This window comes from Acinetobacter sp. YH01018 (genome assembly GCF_013420295.1).
Classification (GTDB): Bacteria; Pseudomonadota; Gammaproteobacteria; order Pseudomonadales; family Moraxellaceae; genus Acinetobacter.
Genome location: NZ_VOYL01000018.1, coordinates 21,926 through 41,905 on the forward strand (window position 1 = coordinate 21,926; position 19,980 = coordinate 41,905).

General features: G+C 41.3%; 18 protein-coding genes, 4 tRNA genes and 1 pseudogene. 18 read left to right on the forward strand and 5 right to left on the reverse strand.

Annotated features, from left to right (window positions below):
• The first annotated feature begins 21 nt into the window (after positions 1 to 21).
• The 7 genes from purF to FTT83_RS08260 all read left to right on the forward strand — a co-directional run bounded on the left by purF (position 22) and on the right by FTT83_RS08260 (position 7,649).
• Positions 22 to 1,560, forward strand: coding sequence for an amidophosphoribosyltransferase (purF, locus tag FTT83_RS08230; RefSeq protein ID WP_086195555.1), 1,539 nt, complete (start codon positions 22 to 24; stop codon positions 1,558 to 1,560).
• Between the two features lie 129 nt (positions 1,561 to 1,689).
• Positions 1,690 to 3,540, forward strand: a complete 1,851-nt coding sequence (locus tag FTT83_RS08235; RefSeq protein WP_373423497.1) for a M48 family metalloprotease — start codon at positions 1,690 to 1,692, stop codon at positions 3,538 to 3,540.
• 97 nt (positions 3,541 to 3,637) lie between these two features.
• Complete coding sequence (locus FTT83_RS08240) at positions 3,638 to 4,300, forward strand: hypothetical protein (RefSeq protein WP_180176515.1); 663 nt, start codon at positions 3,638 to 3,640, stop codon at positions 4,298 to 4,300.
• Positions 4,297 to 5,265: a D-glycerate dehydrogenase gene (locus tag FTT83_RS08245; protein WP_180176516.1), complete on the forward strand. Its 969-nt coding sequence runs from the start codon at positions 4,297 to 4,299 to the stop codon at positions 5,263 to 5,265. The genes FTT83_RS08240 and FTT83_RS08245 overlap by 4 nt, the downstream gene beginning before the upstream one ends.
• Before the next feature lie 85 nt (positions 5,266 to 5,350).
• Positions 5,351 to 6,790, forward strand: coding sequence for a M48 family metalloprotease (locus tag FTT83_RS08250; RefSeq protein WP_180174442.1), 1,440 nt, complete (start codon positions 5,351 to 5,353; stop codon positions 6,788 to 6,790).
• A 46-nt stretch (positions 6,791 to 6,836) separates the two neighbouring features.
• A complete protein-coding gene (locus FTT83_RS08255) occupies positions 6,837 to 7,205 on the forward strand; it encodes a GFA family protein (protein WP_086195550.1) in 369 nt (122 codons plus the stop codon).
• Between the two features lie 81 nt (positions 7,206 to 7,286).
• Positions 7,287 to 7,649, forward strand: a complete 363-nt coding sequence (locus tag FTT83_RS08260) for a hypothetical protein (protein WP_086195549.1) — start codon at positions 7,287 to 7,289, stop codon at positions 7,647 to 7,649.
• A 90-nt stretch (positions 7,650 to 7,739) separates the two neighbouring features.
• Here FTT83_RS08260 and FTT83_RS08265 read toward each other — a convergent pair whose 3' ends face one another.
• Together FTT83_RS08265 and rpsU are read right to left on the reverse strand one after the other, a co-directional pair.
• On the reverse strand, positions 7,740 to 8,186 hold the full coding sequence (locus FTT83_RS08265) for a GatB/YqeY domain-containing protein (RefSeq protein ID WP_180176517.1): 447 nt from the start codon (positions 8,184 to 8,186) through the stop codon (positions 7,740 to 7,742).
• Positions 8,187 to 8,220: 34 nt separating this feature from the next.
• Positions 8,221 to 8,436: a 30S ribosomal protein S21 gene (rpsU, locus tag FTT83_RS08270; RefSeq protein WP_001136722.1), complete on the reverse strand. Its 216-nt coding sequence runs from the start codon at positions 8,434 to 8,436 to the stop codon at positions 8,221 to 8,223.
• A gap of 145 nt (positions 8,437 to 8,581) precedes the next feature.
• Between rpsU and tsaD the strand changes: the two genes are divergently transcribed.
• Together tsaD and FTT83_RS16315 are read left to right on the forward strand one after the other, a co-directional pair.
• A complete protein-coding gene (gene tsaD / locus FTT83_RS08275) occupies positions 8,582 to 9,598 on the forward strand; it encodes a tRNA (adenosine(37)-N6)-threonylcarbamoyltransferase complex transferase subunit TsaD (protein ID WP_086195547.1) in 1,017 nt (338 codons plus the stop codon).
• 115 nt (positions 9,599 to 9,713) lie between these two features.
• Positions 9,714 to 9,972, forward strand: a pseudogene (locus FTT83_RS16315) (diguanylate cyclase domain-containing protein); the annotation flags it as partial.
• Positions 9,973 to 10,154: 182 nt separating this feature from the next.
• Here FTT83_RS16315 and FTT83_RS08285 read toward each other — a convergent pair.
• The gene (locus FTT83_RS08285) at positions 10,155 to 11,027 is read right to left on the reverse strand and encodes an ATP-binding protein (RefSeq protein WP_180176518.1); all 873 of its coding nucleotides are present in this window, start codon (positions 11,025 to 11,027) and stop codon (positions 10,155 to 10,157) included.
• A gap of 188 nt (positions 11,028 to 11,215) precedes the next feature.
• Here FTT83_RS08285 and FTT83_RS08290 point away from each other — a divergent pair, with 188 nt between their 5' ends.
• From FTT83_RS08290 to FTT83_RS08315, 6 genes are all read left to right on the forward strand, one after another.
• Positions 11,216 to 12,727: a DUF3336 domain-containing protein gene (locus tag FTT83_RS08290; protein ID WP_166166596.1), complete on the forward strand. Its 1,512-nt coding sequence runs from the start codon at positions 11,216 to 11,218 to the stop codon at positions 12,725 to 12,727.
• Complete coding sequence (locus tag FTT83_RS08295) at positions 12,687 to 13,544, forward strand: protein kinase (protein ID WP_180176519.1); 858 nt, start codon at positions 12,687 to 12,689, stop codon at positions 13,542 to 13,544. Before FTT83_RS08290 ends, FTT83_RS08295 begins: the two co-directional genes overlap by 41 nt.
• A gap of 107 nt (positions 13,545 to 13,651) precedes the next feature.
• Positions 13,652 to 13,736: transfer RNA gene (locus tag FTT83_RS08300), tRNA-Leu, on the forward strand.
• Positions 13,737 to 13,770: 34 nt separating this feature from the next.
• Positions 13,771 to 13,844: transfer RNA gene (locus FTT83_RS08305), tRNA-Trp, on the forward strand.
• 38 nt (positions 13,845 to 13,882) lie between these two features.
• Positions 13,883 to 13,967 (forward strand) — tRNA-Leu (locus FTT83_RS08310).
• 71 nt (positions 13,968 to 14,038) lie between these two features.
• Positions 14,039 to 14,124: transfer RNA gene (locus FTT83_RS08315), tRNA-Leu, on the forward strand.
• A gap of 140 nt (positions 14,125 to 14,264) precedes the next feature.
• Here the strand turns inward: FTT83_RS08315 and FTT83_RS08320 are convergent.
• Complete coding sequence (locus FTT83_RS08320) at positions 14,265 to 14,468, reverse strand: hypothetical protein (protein ID WP_086176023.1); 204 nt, start codon at positions 14,466 to 14,468, stop codon at positions 14,265 to 14,267.
• Positions 14,469 to 14,962: 494 nt separating this feature from the next.
• Between FTT83_RS08320 and FTT83_RS08325 the strand changes: the two genes are divergently transcribed.
• On the forward strand, positions 14,963 to 15,235 hold the full coding sequence (locus tag FTT83_RS08325) for a hypothetical protein (protein WP_180176527.1): 273 nt from the start codon (positions 14,963 to 14,965) through the stop codon (positions 15,233 to 15,235).
• 29 nt (positions 15,236 to 15,264) lie between these two features.
• On the opposite strand, the gene gloB is transcribed toward FTT83_RS08325, so the two are convergent.
• Complete coding sequence (gloB, locus tag FTT83_RS08330) at positions 15,265 to 15,996, reverse strand: hydroxyacylglutathione hydrolase (RefSeq protein WP_180176520.1); 732 nt, start codon at positions 15,994 to 15,996, stop codon at positions 15,265 to 15,267.
• Between the two features lie 245 nt (positions 15,997 to 16,241).
• Here gloB and FTT83_RS08335 point away from each other — a divergent pair, with 245 nt between their 5' ends.
• Together FTT83_RS08335 and FTT83_RS08340 are read left to right on the forward strand one after the other, a co-directional pair.
• Positions 16,242 to 17,066, forward strand: a complete 825-nt coding sequence (locus FTT83_RS08335; RefSeq protein WP_180176521.1) for a PhzF family phenazine biosynthesis protein — start codon at positions 16,242 to 16,244, stop codon at positions 17,064 to 17,066.
• Positions 17,067 to 17,200: 134 nt separating this feature from the next.
• Positions 17,201 to 19,969, forward strand: coding sequence for a pitrilysin family protein (locus tag FTT83_RS08340; RefSeq protein ID WP_180176522.1), 2,769 nt, complete (start codon positions 17,201 to 17,203; stop codon positions 19,967 to 19,969).
• Positions 19,970 to 19,980 lie beyond the last annotated feature (11 nt).

A 19,980-nucleotide genomic window follows, 5' to 3' on the forward strand; every position in this document is an offset into this window, starting at 1 on the left:
TAGCTTGTTTGCGAGGTTGCTATGTGTGGAGTAGTTGGTATAGCTGGTAAGTCACCCGTTAACCAAATGTTGTTTGATGCATTAACGATGTTACAGCATCGTGGTCAGGATGCAGCCGGAATAGTAACCTGTCATAAAGGGCGGCTATTCCTGCGTAAAGACAACGGTATGGTACGAGATGTCTTCCATACGCGTCACATGCGTGCATTGCTAGGGAATTACGGTATTGGTCATGTGCGTTATCCGACAGCGGGTTCTTCGAGCAGTGCAGAAGCACAGCCATTTTACGTGAACTCGCCTTACGGAATTACCCTGGCGCATAACGGTAACTTGACCAATGCTGAAGAAATTCATGAAGATTTGTTTAAAACAGATCTTCGTCACATGAATACCGATTCGGATTCTGAAGTACTGTTAAACGTTTTTGCTCATGAAATGCAGAAAAGTGGCGAGTTGAATCCGTCGCCGGAAGATATATTCAATGCGGTGACACGTGTACATGAGCGCTGTAAAGGTGCCTATGGTGTGGTTGCCATGATTACTGGACATGGTCTGGTTGGCTTCCGTGATCCAAACGGTATTCGTCCATTGATTTATGGTTCTCGTGAAACGGAAAAAGGCCTTGAATATATCATTGCTTCCGAGTCTGTAGCGATTACCGCTTTAGGCTTTAAAGTTGAACGTGATATTGAACCAGGCGAAGCTATTTTGATTACTTCAAAGGGTGAGCTGTTTAGCAAACAATGTGCTGAAAATCCTGAATATCGTCCTTGTATTTTTGAATATGTATATTTTGCACGTCCAGATGCCATCATTGACGGCATTTCAGTGTATAAGGCACGTTTAAAAATGGGCGAAAAGCTTGCCAGCAAAATTATCCGTGAATGGGGTGATGAGCATGACATTGACGTGGTGATTCCAATTCCGGATACTTCTCGTACTTCCGCTTTGGAACTGGCAAATAGTTTGGGTGTTAAATTCCGTGAAGGTTTTGTGAAAAACCGTTATATCGGACGTACCTTCATTATGCCGGGTCAGCAGCAACGCGAGAAATCGGTACGTCAAAAGCTCAACCCGGTTGAACTGGAGTTTAGAGGCAAAAACGTTTTACTGGTGGATGACTCGATTGTACGTGGTACCACCTGTAACGAAATTATTCAAATGGCACGTGATTCCGGGGCGAAAAAAGTATTCTTTGCTTCGGCTGCACCGATGGTAAAATATCCAAACGTGTACGGTATTGATATGCCAGCAAAAGCGGAACTGATTGCCTCAAACCGCAGTGTTGAAGAAATCCGTGAAATTATTGGTGCAGACCGTTTGATTTTCCAGGACCTGGAAGATCTAAAAGGCGCAGTTCGTACCAACAAGGTACCAGCATTACAGGAATTTGACTGTTCGGTGTTTGATGGTGTGTATGTAGCGGGCGGTATCGATGAAGCTTATCTGGAGGAACTGGAAAGTAAGCGTAATGACTCTGCTAAAAAAGCTCAAGACGGTTATATTGATGTCAATATTGATGCGGCGTCAGTGGACTTGACTGGCGTGAAAGAAGAATAAATTCTTCTGGCATGCGATGAAAAGCGGGAAATTCCCGCTTTTTTAATTTATGATGAGTAGATAAATACAATGTAATAAAGGAACTTTACATTGAAGAGTGCGGGTTATTCTTTTATTCAAAACAAAAATATGATTTGGTCTGCAAGTATCTGTGTACTCGCGGTGTTGCTGACATTATTTATTTTAAATACCATTTTGGGGTTGAATGTTTTTTATTTTGATCAAACTCAATCCATCTTCTGGCATGTGTTAAGTCCCTATTTGATTGCTTTATTACTGAGTGTGATGGCTGTTTCTATAGGGTATGAGTTCTATGTTTTTCGTTCTGGTGGGCATTCACTGGCGAAACAGATGGGAGCTCGTCGTTTAAACTTAATCGAAAGTATTCCTGAAGAAAGTATAGCCTTAAAAATTACTGAACAGCTGGCTGAAACCTTTTTAATTGATACACCTACGGTATATGTGTTGCCTGATGAAGTCGGGGTAAATGCACTGACGGCCGGATTTTATCCACGTGATATTGTGATCATTTTAACCTGGGGTGCTTTGCAGAATCTGGATGAACTGGAACTTTATGGTCTGTTAAGTCATGAATTCAATAAAATTTTATCGGGTGAAACAGCTGAAAATACGCGTCTAAAAATTCTTTACAGCAGCCTGACGACTTTGAGCCAGTGGGGCAGTAAAATTGCCAAATTAGGCTTTACCAAGCATGGTCGGGCATATAGGCATAAACTTGCAACTTTCTTTGTAGCTATGGGTGGGCTGATCTGGTTGGTTGGGAGTTTAGGGGTTTTGATTACCCGTTTTATTAAATATATTTCACTCGGTAGTCGCACTTTTAAGAATGATCAAAAAACCAGGCGTCTGATTCAAAATGATGCCAATGTGCAAACCTTATTGAGAATTCATGTACATCATTCAGGATCACAAATTCATAGCGAATATGCAGAATCCATTTCGCATATGTGTTTTGCCAATTCTTTAGGTCCACAAAATTGGATGAATATTCATCCGCGTATTGATCAACGTATTTATGAGTTGAATCCTGGTCTAGTGCAGGATTTACAGCTTGAAAATTTGAAGAAATTACGCAATCAGCCCTTATTTAGCCTGTTCCGTTCGCTTGAGGAGCTGAACAGTGAAGTTTATATACCCTGGAGCTCCCCGCAACCCTTGCCATTGCTGCGTCTATCACCGATCAGTTTTGCCCTGAAGGATGCCATTAAACCCTTAAATCCAGAAATTCGAAACAATATGCAGCGTCCTGAATTAATCCAGCGTGCATTGCAGACTGCTACGGGTTCACGGGAAGTGATGGTGGCCATTTTAATGATTCGGCAGTACCGTGAATTTATTCCGGCTGAAGCCGAAGTCAGCCGTGCCATTGTGGATTCATTACTGCATTTAGATGGACGGGTTCATATCTCGATCTTTCGCGAGGCATGTAAAAATATTGGCTCTATGCCAGCGACCATTGCACGTCAGTTTTTGATGAAACTGGCGCGAATTATTCAGGAAGATGGTGAAATTGGTTTATTGGATGCTTTATTGCTTGAATATGTGAAACATGAATTGAATCTTTTACCGATTCATACTCCAACGTCTTTGGATGAGGTGAAACCGCATATTGTACGTTTGATTGATGCCTTATTGCATGTGCAGCAAATTAATAGCCACAATCAGCTTGATGTGCGTGAAAAAATCCTGAAACGGGTATTAACTGTAAAAGAACTGGAAATTTATGCTGAAATTTCGGATGAGCCGATTGATTTAGCCGAAATTCTGAATGATATTGCGGGTTTGCTGCTACGTGACCGTCTGAGTATTTTAGGCATTGCAGAATTATGTTTGTGGAATGATCGTATTATTACCCAAGATGAACTGGATGTTCTGGAGCTGTTGTATTGGCGTTTTGGTTTTGAAACCGATGAAATTGTCGAGTTGATGCAGAAGAAAAACAGTTTGATGATCGTCTAATCCCCATACGATAAAATGCCGGATGATTCAATAAAAGCTCAGCAAAAAATCGCTAATCTCGTTAGAATATCCACTATTCAATTGGTGATGAAAAAAGATGATAGGGCATCAGCGTGACATATTGGCAACTTTAGGAATCGATATTTGGGTTCCTCGGGATGTTGTATGTCAAAAAATGCCATCTTCATCGCTGTGGCGAGATCAGGCCACAGCTGAATATCAGACTGAAATTGTGCTGGCAAAAGCACCAACCGTACCCTTAGCCCTTAAAGCAGACCAAAGGCAAGAGCCTGAACGCACCGAGCCTTTAATCTCTTCAATTGCAGTAGTAGAAGAAAAAATTGAAATTGTCGCTGAGGTGTTAGAAACACGTCCAGCACAGCAAATTTCCCCTTTCCAACTGCAAGCATTGGCTTTGTCACACTGTGTAATTGTAGTGGACACAACAGAAATCACCGCTGAGCAGCAGCAACTTTGGCATAATATTCAACATGCAGTATCGGGTGAATATAATGAATTGCAGTGGCCATTTCCTTTAATGAGTTTTCAGGATGGTCACGGTGCGGAAAGTTATGTACAAGGCTTTTTAGATGCAATCAGTGAAGATAAAAATATTATTTTTCTGGGGCAGAGTGCTTATTTAAAACATTCAAAAAGCATCAATCTGGCGGGTTTGCAGGAAATGCTGACTCAGCCCCTGTTAAAAAAACGCTTGTGGCAGTTTATGCAAAAATCGTCTCAAAACACGGATAGAACATGAACAAGAAAGTCGTGGTTTTTAGCCAGTTAGATCAGGATATCCTTCAGCGCTTACAACAGCAATATCAGGTGGTCATCATTAACCCGAAACAGGGTGATGTCAACCAACAGATTCTTGAGCAAGTTAAAGATGCCGATGCAATGATTGGTGCAGGGCGGTTATTGAATGAAAATAATCTAGCAACTGCGCAACAGCTTAAAATTATTTCCAGTGTCAGTGTCGGTTATGATAATTACGATCTGTCCTACTTAAACCAGCAAAAAATCTGGTTATCCAATACCCCCCATGTATTAACCGAAAGCACTGCCGATTTGGCGTTTAGTCTACTGATGAGCGCAGCACGTAAAGTTCCGGCTCTGGATCAGTGGACCAAGCAGGGTAACTGGCAACGCACTGTGGGGACGGCGCAATTCGGGCAGGATGTTTTTGGTAAAACTTTGGGGATCATTGGTTTGGGCAATATCGGCGCTGCGATTGCACGCCGTGGCTTTTATGGTTTTAACATGAACATTCTTTACCATAACCGCCGTGAAAAACTTGAACTGGCGCAGCCTTTAAATGCCCGTTATTGTGCTTTGGATGAGTTATTGCAGCAGTCTGATTTTGTAGTAGTGGCTGTTGATCTCAATGCGGAATCTCAGGCCTTGATTGGGCAGCACGAGTTCGATCAAATGCAGTCACATGCGGTTTTTGTCAATATTGCCCGTGGTTCTGTGGTGGATGAGCAAGCACTCATTAATACACTTAAAGCCGGCAAAATTTTTGCTGCTGGACTGGATGTTTATGTAAAAGAGCCTTTGCAGGAATCAGAACTTTTTGCTCTGGAAAATGTGGTAACTATGCCGCATGTCGGTTCTGCGACTGCTGAAACGCGTAAAAAAATGGCTGAGCTGGCCTATTGTAACCTGGTGGATGTGCTGGAAGGCCGTACACCGCCTTATCTGGTGAATCCTGCCTTTACTTAAACTTTGATAACACTTCATTGCAAATTGCTCCAATTTTCAATGTTATAGTCAGGTGAATTGAAAAAAGCAGTTTGAGAACATCACATTGAAACGGTTTTTATGGGCGTGTAACCTGACTTTGATTTCAGCAATCACATTAACGCACAGTGCAAATCTCAATTTAACCTCACAATTTAATGTTCCTGAAATTGGTAGTGGTGTTGGTCTGATTGACCAGCAAAAAGAAAAAATGATTGGTGAAAAGGTCTTTCGTGAAGTCCAGCACCAAATGCCTGTCTTGCAAAATCCGTGGCTGGAAGATCAGTTGGGGAGTGTATTTTCACATATTTTAAGCCAGACCCAGCTGGGTCAGCCCATAGGGCTGGTGATTATCGATGATCCTCAAATCAATGCTTTTGCCGTTCCGGGTGGATTATTTGCCATCAATACGGGCTTAATCACTTCTGCCCGAAATATGGATGAAGTGGCTGGGGTGATGGCGCATGAAGTGGCCCATGTGTCACAGCGTCATTACAGTCGCTCACAAGAGGCGTTTAAGGGGCAGGGCCTGTTAACTGTGGCAGGATTACTGGTTGGCGCGCTAATTGCTTCTCAAGCTGATGGGGATGCTGGAACTGCAGTCATGCTGGGTTCTCAGGCGGCATTGATGGATAAACAGCTGAACTATAGTCGGAATCAGGAGCGTGAAGCAGACCGGATTGGCATGCAGTATATGTATAGCGCAGGCTATAACCCGCAAAGTATGGCGGACTTTTTTGAAGTCATGGATAGGGCAACCAGCAAGGTCAGTTTCTTGCCTGATTTCTGGCTCACCCATCCACTCAGTACAGAACGGATGAGCGAGGCGCGTTTAAGAGCCAATCAATTCCCTCTGGTAAAATCAAGCTTGCATGATGAAGATTTTGAAATACTGAAGTGGTACAGCAAGGTCATTTCTAACCAGACCACAGAGCAACAACTTCAGGTTTTGGCGAATCGCAATAATTTTTCCGGCCAGCTGGCATTGGCTGCTTTTTATCTAAAACAAGGCGATTATGTTTTAGCTCAGCAAGTTTTAGATCAGGCAAAGGCACAGCAACGCTTAAATAATTTGTTGGTTTTGATTCAAACCGATATTTATTTGGGGCAAAACAAAACCGAGCAAGCCTATCAGGCGATTCAGTCAGCCGCACGAATTATGCCGGAAAACAGGGCTTTGGCTTTTAAACTGGCAGAAGTTTATATCCGTCAAAAAGAGCCTGTACAAGCTTTCAGTCTGATCCAACGCTTTATCAATAAAAATCCGCGTGATATTCAGGCTTGGCGCCTGATGCAGCAAGCGGCCAATATAGACCGGTTGTCACCGTTTAGAACGGTGAATGTGCTGCGTTATCGGGCAGAAGTAGAATACTGGTCGGGTTCGGAAGAAAATGCGATTAAGTCTTTATTGCATGCACAGCGCTTGGCTAAAGATAATGCTGTGTTAGCTGCAAAATTAAAAGTACGGATTCAGGAAATGCAAAAAGAGCGACAGCTCAGAATTTAGTTGTATATGATTATGTTGCAGTGATAATAAAAACAAGGAGTAACACATGCTAGAAGGTCAATGCTTATGTGGAAGGGTGAAATATCGTTATCAGGGTGAAATTGAAAAAACCATCATCTGTTACTGTAAGGATTGTCAAATGGCGCAAGGCTCAATCTTTGCCTGGAACAGTCCGTTACAGCAATCAAAATTTGAAATTACCACTGGACTTAAATTTTTAAAAGAATATTTCCATAGCCCGAATAAAGCATGGGTTTTTTGTCAGGAATGTGGTAGTCCAATTTATTCTTATCGGGTCGATTTGCCTGAAATTATTCGTTTACGCTTAGGGACGGTAACTTCGGGTGAATTACTGGCACCTACAGAGCAAGCTTATATTAAATACAAGCCATCTTTTCTGCATATTGAAGAATAAAATCTACATCTAGAAACTTGAAGTATATGATAATCTTAGGCTGCATTTGTATTTCTGACGATGAACAATATTGATTGAATGATGAAAAAAATATTATTTTCCTGTTTTTTAATGGGGTGTGCGACATCAAATGTTGCCTTAGCAAGTGTTGAGCAATACGTGGCAGCTGTGGATCAAATTTCTGAGCAATATAAGCAAGAAACCAGGAATTTTTTTAGTAGTTTGGATGCTCAGCAAACCAGATTTACTTCACAGCAACAAGCGAAATTCTGTGGAATCGTGGGTAATTATGTAGATCGGTTATATCAGGCGGCAGATCAGAACAGGGAGTCTTTGGATCGTCAATTTAGACACATGACCAGGCAAGACGTCATTAATAAAGTGATGTCATCAAAAGAAATGCTGATTTTGAAAAAATATAATATTCAGTGTGATCTGAAATAATCGGGAATGTTTATAAGAGATTAGATGAAACATTTGAACTGTCTTTGCTTAAAGGCAGTTCAACGATAAAGAACGATTTTAGAAGTGGGGTTAGCTAAGTTTAGCTTTAATTTTAGCTGAAACTTGTGCAGGATCGGCGCGCCCGGCTATGAGCGGACGCAGAGAATTCATCACCTTACCCATATCTTTCATGCTAGTAGCTTCTTGTGCAGTAATCGTCTGCGCAATGATAGAATCAAGCTCTTCCTCAGTCATAGCTTCTGGTAGAAATTGAGATAACACTTCAATTTCGGCTTGTTCCTTACTAGCTAAATCATCTCGGCCAGCGCCTTCAAAGGCTTTAACCGATTCTTTACGTTGTTTAATTTGCTTTTCAATGACCGCAAGAACTTGAGCGTCCTCAAGCTCTTTGCGCTCATCGACTTCGATTTGCTTAATTGCTGCCTGCAGACTACGAATAACCGTCAACTTATTCATTTCTTTAGCACGCATTGTTGCTTTCAAAACTTCAGTGATTTGGTTTTTTAAAGTAGTCATTTATTTAGTCCAGGCAGTCAATCACAAATTAATCTTAGTAAAGGCGTGTAGTACGAACTGATTCGCGAGCCAATTTCTTTTGGTAACGTTTAACAGCAGCAGCTTTTTTACGTTTACGTTCTTGAGTTGGTTTTTCGTAGAATTCACGTTTACGAACGTCAGCTAAAACACCTGCTTTTTCGCATGAACGTTTGAAACGACGGATAGCTACGTCTACTGGTTCGCCTTCTTTCAATTTAACTTGTGGCATGAAGAATCCTCATTAAGTTATGGATAAGATCTAGGCTGAATTGCCTTCGATCACAAGTGAAGTGCAGTATTTTACTCATTTACATCTCATATCACAAGTCTATAATAGCTTTAGCAATATTTAGATACGGGTAAAAGGCAGTTTAATGATCGTTCTGGGCTTGGAAACTTCTTGTGATGAAACTGGGTTAGCACTCTATGACAGTGAAGTCGGCTTAATAGGACAGGTGTTATATAGTCAGATTAAACTGCATGCCGAATATGGTGGAGTGGTCCCGGAACTGGCTTCACGCGATCATGTGCGTAAGTTAATTCCTTTAATGAATCAGTTGCTTGAACAAAGCAATATTAAAAAATCAGACATTGATGCCGTCGCCTATACACGTGGTCCCGGCTTGATGGGAGCGCTTATGACTGGTGCACTGTTTGGTCGTACCTTGGCGTTTGCTTTGAATAAACCGGCCATTGGTGTGCATCATATGGAAGGTCATATGTTGGCGCCTTTGTTGTCTAAAACTCCGCCAGAATTTCCGTTTGTCGCTTTATTGGTCTCTGGCGGGCATACTCAGCTCATGGCAGCTCATGGCATTGGTCAATATGAATTGCTGGGTGAATCCATTGATGATGCTGCCGGTGAAGCTTTTGATAAAGTGGCAAAGATGATGGGCTTGCCTTATCCAGGTGGTCCGAACATTTCAAAACTGGCTGAGCAGGGGAATCCAGAAGCCTTTGCTTTCCCGCGTCCAATGCTGCATCAAGGTCTGGATTTTTCATTTAGTGGTTTAAAGACGGCAGTTTCCATTCAATTGAAAAAAGTGGAAGGTCAAGGTCGTGAAGCTGATATCGCAGCGAGCTTCCAGGAAGCACTAGTAGATACACTGGTGAAAAAATCGGTAAAAACACTGAAACAGACCGGTTTAAAACGTTTGGTGATTGCAGGTGGTGTAAGTGCCAACAAACGTTTACGTGAACGTCTGGAAGCGGATTTGGCTAAAATTAAAGCCCAAGTCTATTATGCAGAACCCGCGTTATGTACTGATAATGGTGCCATGATTGCCTTTGCCGGTTATCAGCGTTTAAAAGCAGGGCAGCATGATGGCTTGTCTGTGACGACTACGCCACGTTGGCCAATGACAGAGTTGACCAATCCAAGCGAAGCTTAAATATAAAGAATTAAAAAAGAGGCGAGAGAGTCTCTTTTTAATACTCAGTTGAAGCGGTTGGGGCAAAGTATAATTTGATATATGCGGATTTATATTCAGAATCAGTTTTACCTATGTGCTCAGAAATACTGCACACAGTAATGATATTGTGGCTCGTTTAGGTAGGGATGAGTTTGTGATTTTAAGTGTAGAAAATGATGAGGCAGGAGTAGTAGAAGTACTCTTGAGTCGCCTTATACAAGCTTTAACACAGGAAAAAATTGCTGCGGCGATTGGGGGCGATGCGTCATCCTTCTCAAGGACTGTTTAAAGCAGCTGCTGAAACAGATAGAAAAATGTTTGAGTATAAACGTCAACTCAAGTCTGAAGCATAAAATCGGGCTAGAATGACTTTGAACGATTTTTCTCAATAAACTGATTAAATTGATCTTTTACTTCCCGATACTCGTTATGTATTTTTGCTTTCTTTTTATCTTGTGTTTCCGCTTTAAAAGCCAAATTTCTATAAAAGAACCAGCTCATTTTAAGCTGGTTTTTATATGAAACTTGATCGGATTTAAAGTGCTTTTAACTGTTGTGATCCAATCCAGTGTTTTGAGAACTGATACGCTGCACGCCCTGAACGCTGTCCACGTGCCTGACACCATCTTAAGGCTTCGGCGCGTACTTCATCTGTCATGGACATACCAGCTTTTGCTAAATAGTGCTGCACGATTTCCAGGTACAAGTTCTGATCCATCGGATAGAACGACAGCCACATACCGAAACGGTCAGACAGTGAAATTTTTTCTTCAATGGCTTCTTGTGGGTGTAGCTCCGTGTATTGAGGAACATCCATACGCGTTATCGGGGTGTTTTCATGCATAAATTCCGGCAATAAATGACGGCGGTTGCTGGTGGCATAAATAATAAAATTGCTTGAACCGGATTGTAATGAACCATCCAATACACTTTTTAAACTGCGATAGTTTTCATCTTCTGCGTTAAAAGCCAGGTCATCACAGTAGACAATAAATTTCTCAGGGCGATTTTCAATCAGTTTCTGAATCATCGGCAAATCGGCCAAATCATCACGTTCAATTTCAATTAAACGCAAGCCTTCAGATTCATACTCGGTTAATAATGCACGTACAATTGAGGATTTCCCTGTACCGCGTGAGCCAGTCAGTAGCACATCGTTGGCAGGCAAGCCTTTTAAAAATTGCCGGGTATTTTGAATCACTTTTTCTTTTTGTTTTTCTATACCTTTTAAGTCGTCCAAATAGATTTTTTTAGGCTGCTGAATGGCGTTTAATTGTTTATTTTGCCACTTATAAGCCGAAGCTTCAAAGTTGGTTTCTTGTTTCAGTTCAGGTAGGTTTTGCTGTAGCTGTTGGAGTACTGTCGAAAGAACTTGTAAGATATTGTCAGGTAAATTAATTGTTGCCATGATGGTTCAGCTTATAAGGATAAAGTGAAAAAGGTCATTTTACATGGAAACTGTATATCAAATAGCCATAGTTTGCCAATTGAATAGGCGGTATGATGATGGATTAATCACTTGTTGATTGTACAAAGATGATGTTCGATACCCGATCAGGGACAGGAAATAACAATGAAAGTGTTTGAGGGATAGATATGTTATTTAATGATTTCACGACAAATATTAATCCACATCAAGCATACCGTATAAAAAAATTAAAAAGTCAGCTCGCTGCGGCTGAAACATATGAAGAATGGAAAAGCATTGCCCTAAAAATAGATGAAGAATCCGGTGCTCAAGAATGGAAATTGGATAACTGTTCACCTTATTTTGATGCCGAAATTATTTCTGGGCGATTAAGCAGGTTAAAACGCTACCGTTTTCAAAAACGTACCCAAGATCTCATGTACATATTGCGTGAAGGTTTAAGCTACGATATCGCAAATATTGCACATCCCATGCTTTTTAATGCTACCTATGTGGGCACTAAAAAAATTATTGAAGATTATGTGGAAGAAGTCAGTGAAAGCCTGGCTTACATTGCTTCGAGCAACTGTACTTGCTTGCCTATGGAAAAAAAAATAGAGTTCTTTCAGCAGTGTAAAAAAGCTTATGGCCAGCCTGCGATCATGTTTTCAGGTGGAGCAACTTTAGGACTGTTTCATACCGGCGTATGTAAAGCACTGCTTGAACAGGATTTAATGCCTAAAGTGTTATCCGGTTCGAGTGCCGGGGCAATCATGACCACCATGCTCGGTACTTCAAAACCTTCAGATATTACCGGTCTTTTAAATGGTGAAAACTTTTTTACCGAAGCTTTTCACTTTCGTAAATTTGGTGACCTTTTAAAGGGAAACGGTGGTTTTGCCGATGTAAAATACCTGAAAAAATTCCTGATTGAAAACTTGGGTGATGTGACATTTGAAGAAGCCTTTAAAACTTCCGGTTTACATATTAATGTCGCTGTAGCACCTTATGACACCTCACAACAAGCCCGCATCATGAATACTTATACTTCGCCAGATTTACTGGTTTGGAGTGCGGTGTTGGCATCCTGTGCTGTGCCCATCCTGTTTCCACCGGTTAAGCTCACCAGTAAGCGTTACGATGGCAAATTGACCCCTTATATGTCCAATACCCGTTGGGTAGACGGCAGTGTAAGAAGTGATTTCCCGCAAGAAAAAATGGCGCGACTGTATAATTTAAATTACACCATTGCCAGTCAGGTGAATCCACATATTGTGCCATTCATGCAAAGTGATGTAGAACGCTATCGTCAAGATATGATGAGCTGGCCAGAGCGGATTGTTCGTCGTCAGGGCAAAGTCATTACCAAAGGAATCATGGATTTTGCTCGTGGTCGGGTCGGCATGTTTCCCCCTGTACGCCGTTTGCTCGATCATGGCTATGGGGTGATTGATCAAGGTTATTATGGGGATGTGAATATCGTAGGTGATTATAGCCTGCGCCATTATAGTTACATGTTTCAGAATCCACGTCCGTATTTGTTCAAGTTATTGCAAAGAGAAGGTGAGCGCGCAACCTGGCCGAAAATCTCCTCTATTGAAACCCATGCCCGTGTAGGTAAAACCATCCAGCACTGTTTAGAGCTTTTAAGTTATCAGCATGATCCTGAGAAAAAAACCGCAGAATTTATTGCCGTTTAAAGATGTGGATTTTTCTAATATCCATTTAATGTTAAAGACCAAGCCCAAAAGTTTAACTTTTGGGCGTTGTTTATATACCTTTGAATATCAGCAACAACACTATTGGTTAAAAACCCAAAGCTTAAATAGCCATCCAAGTGTTGAAGCAGGGTTTCGAAATGAACTGGTTTTTTATCAGCAATTTTTAGCTCAAGCCAATTCTGCCAGCAGCCAGCCTGATTTTTTATTGCCTTTTCAAATGATTTCTAATTTTAAAAGCCTGGCTGAATCACAGGTGTCGGGCAGTGCAGCATTGATTCTAAGCGATGCAGACTTATTGCTTGGTAATTGTGCCGAGATGTCACTACAACAGATCAAACAGACTTTTTTGAAGCTTTTAGATGCCGTGGATCAGTTGCATCAGTTGGGCTGGATTCATGGTGATTTAAAACGTGAGCACTTGGTTAAACATCAAAACCGCGTATGTTTAATTGATTTTGAGCAGGTACAAAAAATCAATGCAGTCCACAATCCGAAAAATCTAACGGCAACACCACGCTATATGGCACCCGAACTTTTTCAGGGTGCCGAAAAAACCGTGCAAACGGATATTTATGCGTTGGGTATTATTCTGTATGAATGGTTGAAAAATCAGCGCCTGAGTGCGAAAAATTATCACGATTGGGCCTATTTGCATTGCCAGCAGCTAAATATTGAACTGCCACAACCTTATTTAGCGTTTGAACAGCTTTTATGTGGCATGTTGGCGAAGCAAAAACAGCAGAGATTTACCGACATTGCTACAATAAAATGCTGCTTAGTCACTGAAAATGCTTAAGAAAAATACAGAAAAACGGTTTTTGTTTTTTATTTAAACAAACAAGTGGATTTTTCATAAAAAGGTCTTGTCATCAGGAATCGATCTCTATAATATACACAGCCATTGGGGACGTGGCGAAATTGGTAGACGCACTGGATTTAGGTTCCAGCGCCGCAAGGTGTGAGAGTTCGAGTCTCTCCGTCCCCACCACTTAAATATCAGCATAGTTTGATAATTAGGTTACAGAGGATTGGTGTAATGGTAGCATGACGGTCTCCAAAACCGTTCGTCAAGGTTCGAATCCTTGATCCTCTGCCAAGTTTTAAAAAAATCCAACACACAGTTGGTACCCTGATGGGGACGTGGCGAAATTGGTAGACGCACTGGATTTAGGTTCCAGCGCCGCAAGGTGTGAGAGTTCGAGTCTCTCCGTCCCCACCATCATATTAAGGCAAGGTAAGCTACCTTGCTTTTTTATTGTAGGAAAAACCCAGCACTAAGCTGGTCCTGACGGGGATATGGCGGAATTGGTAGACGCACTGTGTTCAGGTCGCAGCGCCCTCTGGGCGTGAGAGTTCGAGTCTCTCTATCCCCACCATATTAAAGCAAGGTAAATAGACCTTGCTTTTTTATTGCCTGTAAAAAGTGAACATAAATAAAAAGCCCAAAAAATGGGCTTTTAAAAATAGATTTAAAATTATTATTGTTTTGCCCTAATCCAAAATGACCAATAGTCTTTTAAGCTTTTAAATGATCTTCGAATTCTTCGCCAAGTTGCATGGCAAGCGCATTACCTGCTAAATCACATGTGACCAGACCATATTCTTTTTTGAAGCTAAAGGTAAACCCACGATTATCAGTCAATGATTTTACTGAATAGCCCAATTTTTCTAACCAGATACGAAATGCAATTAAATTTTTTGCCTTAACAACTTTCTTCACGAGAGAACTCCTTGTGTATTAGATACTGACTGCTATTAAATAATTAATAGGGATGCAGATATTTTTTTAAAGGGTAGCTTGAACAGGTTTTTTATAAAATAAATATTTTGTATTTTTTTTATGCAAGAAATGCGTAAATAATAATTAAATTGCGGATAAAAACCAATCTTGTATTTAAGGAATTATTTTACATATTATTGATTTTTATTTATTTTAGCCTATTTTCTTGATTTTTTGAAATGGAAATATTTAAACACAATTTTAACTAGAGCATGAATGTTTTTATCTTTGAGTAGTTTTGGGGAAGGATAAATTGGGGGGAAATACCGCACTGAAGTGGAACAGCCATGTCATTTTATTCACAACTCAATAGCCGCCTAAAAATGACAGTGCTTCATATTTTAAAAAAAGATAAAATATATGGCACTGTACCAAGAGAATTTATTGAATTCTGGCAGGTGCAAAATGTTGATCAAGATGAAGACAGAATTGTAATGACCACAGAAACCATTGAACAGAATGTAATCAAGCAAATTCAGCAGATGCAGCAACAAGGTCAGGTACCTGTTGCTGTTATGCTGGGCCATGAGGACTGGCTATTTTTCGGCGAACAATCCAAAGTGTCCTATACGCCTTTTGGCAGCGCCCGTCGTTATCAACCGGCTTTAGGTGGGTTACTGCTAGTTCGTGTGGACGAGATGCATGTCACCAAGGTGGTAACGCAAGCCGAGCTCGATGCTTATACCCAAATCCATCAAATTTTATAAACTTTCATCGCTGCTACATACTACACCCATTAAAAGTTATCTTTTAACTGTCGTATGTGCCGAAATTCTTCCACGCTGTCCACCCTTAAAAAGGGATTAGTTTGCAGTTCCAATTCAATGCTACTTGGTAAGGTACTTTGACCGAGCATACGCAGTGCTTCCACCTGTTCGAAGCGCTGCTGAATCGCCAGGTTGTCAGGTTCGACATGTAAAGCAAACTTGGTATTGGCCAGTGTATATTCATGGGTGCAGTAGACTTTGGTGCGTGCAGGCAAAGCAGCCAGACGGTTCAGCGAATGGTACATTTGCTCATATGTTCCTTCAAACACACGGCCACAACCCATGGCAAACAATGTATCGCCACAGAAAAGTACATCCAGCGCATCAATAAAATAAACGATATGCCCCAGTGTATGTCCAGGTACGGCAATAATCTCAATATTTAAATCATGAAAACTAAGATGATTTTCATGTTGCAGGGGATGAGTGATAAAAGGAACTTTGCTTAATTCTTCCCGTGGACCATAAACGGGGATATGACGATTTTGTAAAAGCTCGGGCACACCGCCAATATGGTCTTTATGCCAATGTGTCAGCCAGATCTGAGTCAGCTTTAAACCTTTCGCTGTACAAAATTCTTCGACCAGATGTGCTTCAGTAGGGTCAACTGCAACTACTTCTTTACTCGGGATATGTTCTAATAACCAGATATAGTTCTGTAATTGATTTTTCACATCAATCATATGGACTTGAAAATGCATAAGATAGAAATCAATGATATAGATATGAATAAGCTAGCCTTAAAGCCAGGTTTTTTCCAGGGGAAAATCGCAATTAATAGGCCAGTATTTATACATAAAGTTGCTGATCTGCAGGCGGATACAAAACAGTCTTTCTCGATCAGCTTTTTATTTTTAAAAAGCACGCTATGGAATACTTGCAGCAATAATGTCTGTATTACATTTAGAACATACAAAGTGCTGAATCTAAAATTGGGGAAATCAATATGAAAATGTATCAGGTAGATGCCTTTACAACGGAACTATTTAAAGGAAATCCTGCGGCAGTGATTGTGACTGAACACTGGCTGGATGAGGTCTTGATGCAAAATATCGCCTTAGAAAATAATCTGGCAGAAACTGCTTTTGTAAAAATGCTTGATGCAGAAAACTATGAAATCCGCTGGTTTACCCCAACCACAGAAGTGAACTTTTGTGGACATGCAACGCTAGCCAGCAGTTTTGTACTATTTAAAGATTATACTGCTGCGAAAACCCTTCGGTTTCATGTTAAAGAGCTCGGTATTTTTGTGGTAAGCCAGGAGGCTGATGGCAAAATCAAAATGAACTTTCCGATTCGCCGTGCAAAAAAAATTACCCATTACCCTGAAATTTTAAAGCAAATTTTAAGCAAGCCATTTAAAAATGTTTTTTTAAATCATCAAGCCTACATTATGGAATATGCAAATCCACAAGATGTACGGGATGAAAAGCCCAATCTGGAATTATTGAAACAATGGACACTCAATCAAGCCGAGAAAACCCAACCCAAGCGTGTTCTGGACCTGGCCATTACTGCTCAGGCTGCTGCGCCTTATGATTGTATATCGCGCTATTTTGCTCCCGCGAATGGCATTCAGGAAGATCCGGTTACCGGTTCAATTCATACCGCGATTGCACCGCTTTGGGCGGAGAAACTGGGCAAAAAAGACATTCTGGCTTATCAGGCATCCGCGCGTGGGGGAAAATTATATTGTGAACTGCTTGAAAATGAACGGATTGAAATTTCGGGTTATGCAAAATTATATATGCAGGCAGAGCTACATGTGTAACATCTGGATATAAATGAACGACAAAGCTGTTGAAATAAACGGCAATGCTTGCAAAAAGTGACTACTCAACATCATGATCATTTTCTAAGATGTGATGCTTAAAAATTCATATGACTGAATAAATTGGAATAATTATGCTCATGCGGTTTAAACAACTTACTATCTCATTATTATTTGTTGGTTTTAGTGCAACTGCCTGGGCACAACCGATTTTGGTTAAATCTGAGCAGAAGATTGAAGAATATACATTAGACAATGGTTTTCGCATGGTGCTGGCGCAAAACGATAAAGAAAATAAAGTGTTTATGAATACGGTCTATCTGACCGGTTCGCTCAATGATCCGCAGGGCAAAGGTGGTCTGGCGCATTTGCTCGAACATCTGGCATTTAAGGGAACACAGAATATCAAGGGGGAAGAATTTCAGCGCCGTCTGGATCAATACACCTTAATGACCAACGCCAGCACGGATTATTATTCCACCAAATATACCAATGTGATCCGTCCTGAACAGAATGCGATTAATCAAGTGATTCATCTTGAAGCTGAACGTATGGACAAACTGGTACTGCAGGAAAAGTTTGTGCCTTCTGAAATTGCCATTGTGAAACGCGAACGTGAAGTTCGTATGGATCAGCCTTTTGCAGTGATGATGGACCAGATGTGGAAATCTGCTTATGGCAACCGGTATCTGGGACGTTTGCCGATTGGCGATTTAAAAGAATTGCAGTCCATCAAAATGGATGAGCTGAATAAATTTTATCGAACTTGGTATGCACCGAATAATGCGGTGATGATCATTTCCGGTAAATTTGATAAAGCTGCTGTGTTAAAACAGATTGATCAACAGTTTAGCCCTATAGTAGCTCGCCAGGTTCCAGCACAGACCAAGGTTCCTGTGCTGGATTCGGCCAAAATTCAGCAAAGAAATTTTGCCGTGGAAAAGGGCAGTGATCTGGCTAAATTCAATATTTACCTGAATGGCAAAAATGAAAAGATCAAGTCTGCTTTGGCACTGACACCTTATTTATATACCATGCAGCCGAGTGGGCATCTTTATCAAAGTATGGTGGAAACCGGTTTAAGTACCGGCGTTCAATCCACCACCTGGCTGGATCAGGACTTTAATCTGGTGTTTATGGGCGCCATTTATGCACCCAATCATGATGAGAAAAGGGTGCAATCCGAACTGGTTGCAGGGGTGGAAAAGAGTCAGCCATTTAATGAGACCGAACTGAACCGGGTAAAAAACCTGATTCAGAATCAGGCAGACAGTGTGCTCAGCAATGCTGCCGCCTTGGGTGGAAGATTAAGTGATTATTATGTGGCGTATCAGGGGAATTGGTCGCAGTACTTTAGCGATTTGAATAATGTGAAGCAATTGAAGCTTGCTGATGTCAATCAAACCCTGATCCGGTTTTTAGTGCCAGAACATCGCATTTCTGGAGATATTAAACCGACCCCGGAAGATCAGAAAAAAGCATTACAACAACAGGCCGCCGAGCAGCCTAAAACCTTAGATCAGGCCAGTGTGCAAGAAGAACCGCTTAAAGACAGCAGGGTGTATAAGCAGGAGGTTGCGGAATACGTCAAAACCTCGAAGCAGTATTTGGTGGATACTGAAAAGAAAATTCAGCGCGGAAATTTGAAAAACGGTATTGCATACGCTTTATATCCGACCTCAACCCGTGATGATAAAACCTATGCCACCATTTCTGTGGACTTTGGTACGGACAAATCTTTGTTCAATAAGGGTGAAGTGCTGGATTTAATGGCCTATTTACTGCTGCGTGGCTCAGATCAATACAGCTTGCAGGATATTGCCGACAAGTCAATTGAAGCCGGTGGTGGCGCAACGGCTACTGCATCTGCAAATAGCATTATCATTCAGATTGTGGCGAAAAAAGACAAATTTGACGATTATTTCAAATTTATGCTTGATGTTCTGAAAACACCGAAGTTTGAACAATCGCAGTTTGACCTGATTAAATCACAGAGCCTGTCGAGCCTGGATCGTCCCTATACCGAACCTGAAACGGTTGCTGCATTGACCATGACCCGCTTATTGGAAACTTATCAGCCAGGGGATTTGCGTTACCATTTTGAACCGAACCTGTCCAAACAGCAGCTTCAAGCGGCAACGGTTGAGCAAGTGAAAAAGTTATATCAAGATTTTTTTGTCAGTCATCATGCACAAATTGCCATTACGGGTGATTATCAGGCTCAGCCCATGCTAAAACTGCTGCAAAAAGAATTTTCAGGATGGAAAGCGCAATTGCCTTATCGGCGTCTAAGTTCTGATTATCAGGCATATCAGGCACAAAAAATTCATGCCTTATCTGAGCAACGTGAATTTGGGAATTATCAGGCCATTTTGACCTTGCCGGTGGGTTCGAATCATGCCGATGCACCCGCACTCATAGTGTTGGGCTATATTATGGGCGACTCGCAACTGTCTTCACGTTTAGCCCAGGAACTCCGTGAGAAAAATGCCCTGGTGTACGGTTTTGGCAGCAATCTGGATCTGGATGAATGGATTGATTCAGGCGCACTCAGCATAGAAGCCAATTATACGGCAGCGAAGTCGGCGCAAGTATCACAAGCTGTGCATAAAGTGCTGAATGATTTACTTGCTAAAGGGGTGACTGAACAGGAGCTGGAAGCAGCCAAAGCCAGTATTCTGAAAAAACGGGTAACTGCTTTGGAAGATGAGCGCAATATTCACGCAATGCTTATGCCACAACTGGAACATAACCGCGACTTACTGTACCGTGAAAAACGTGATCAGGCTTTTGCAAAACTCAGCAAAGCCGATGTAGACACCGTGATCAAGAAATACCTCAAGCTGGATCAGCTGGTGGAAGTCATGGCGGACCAGTATGGAAAGCCACAAAACAAGTCATAACTTTTAAACGC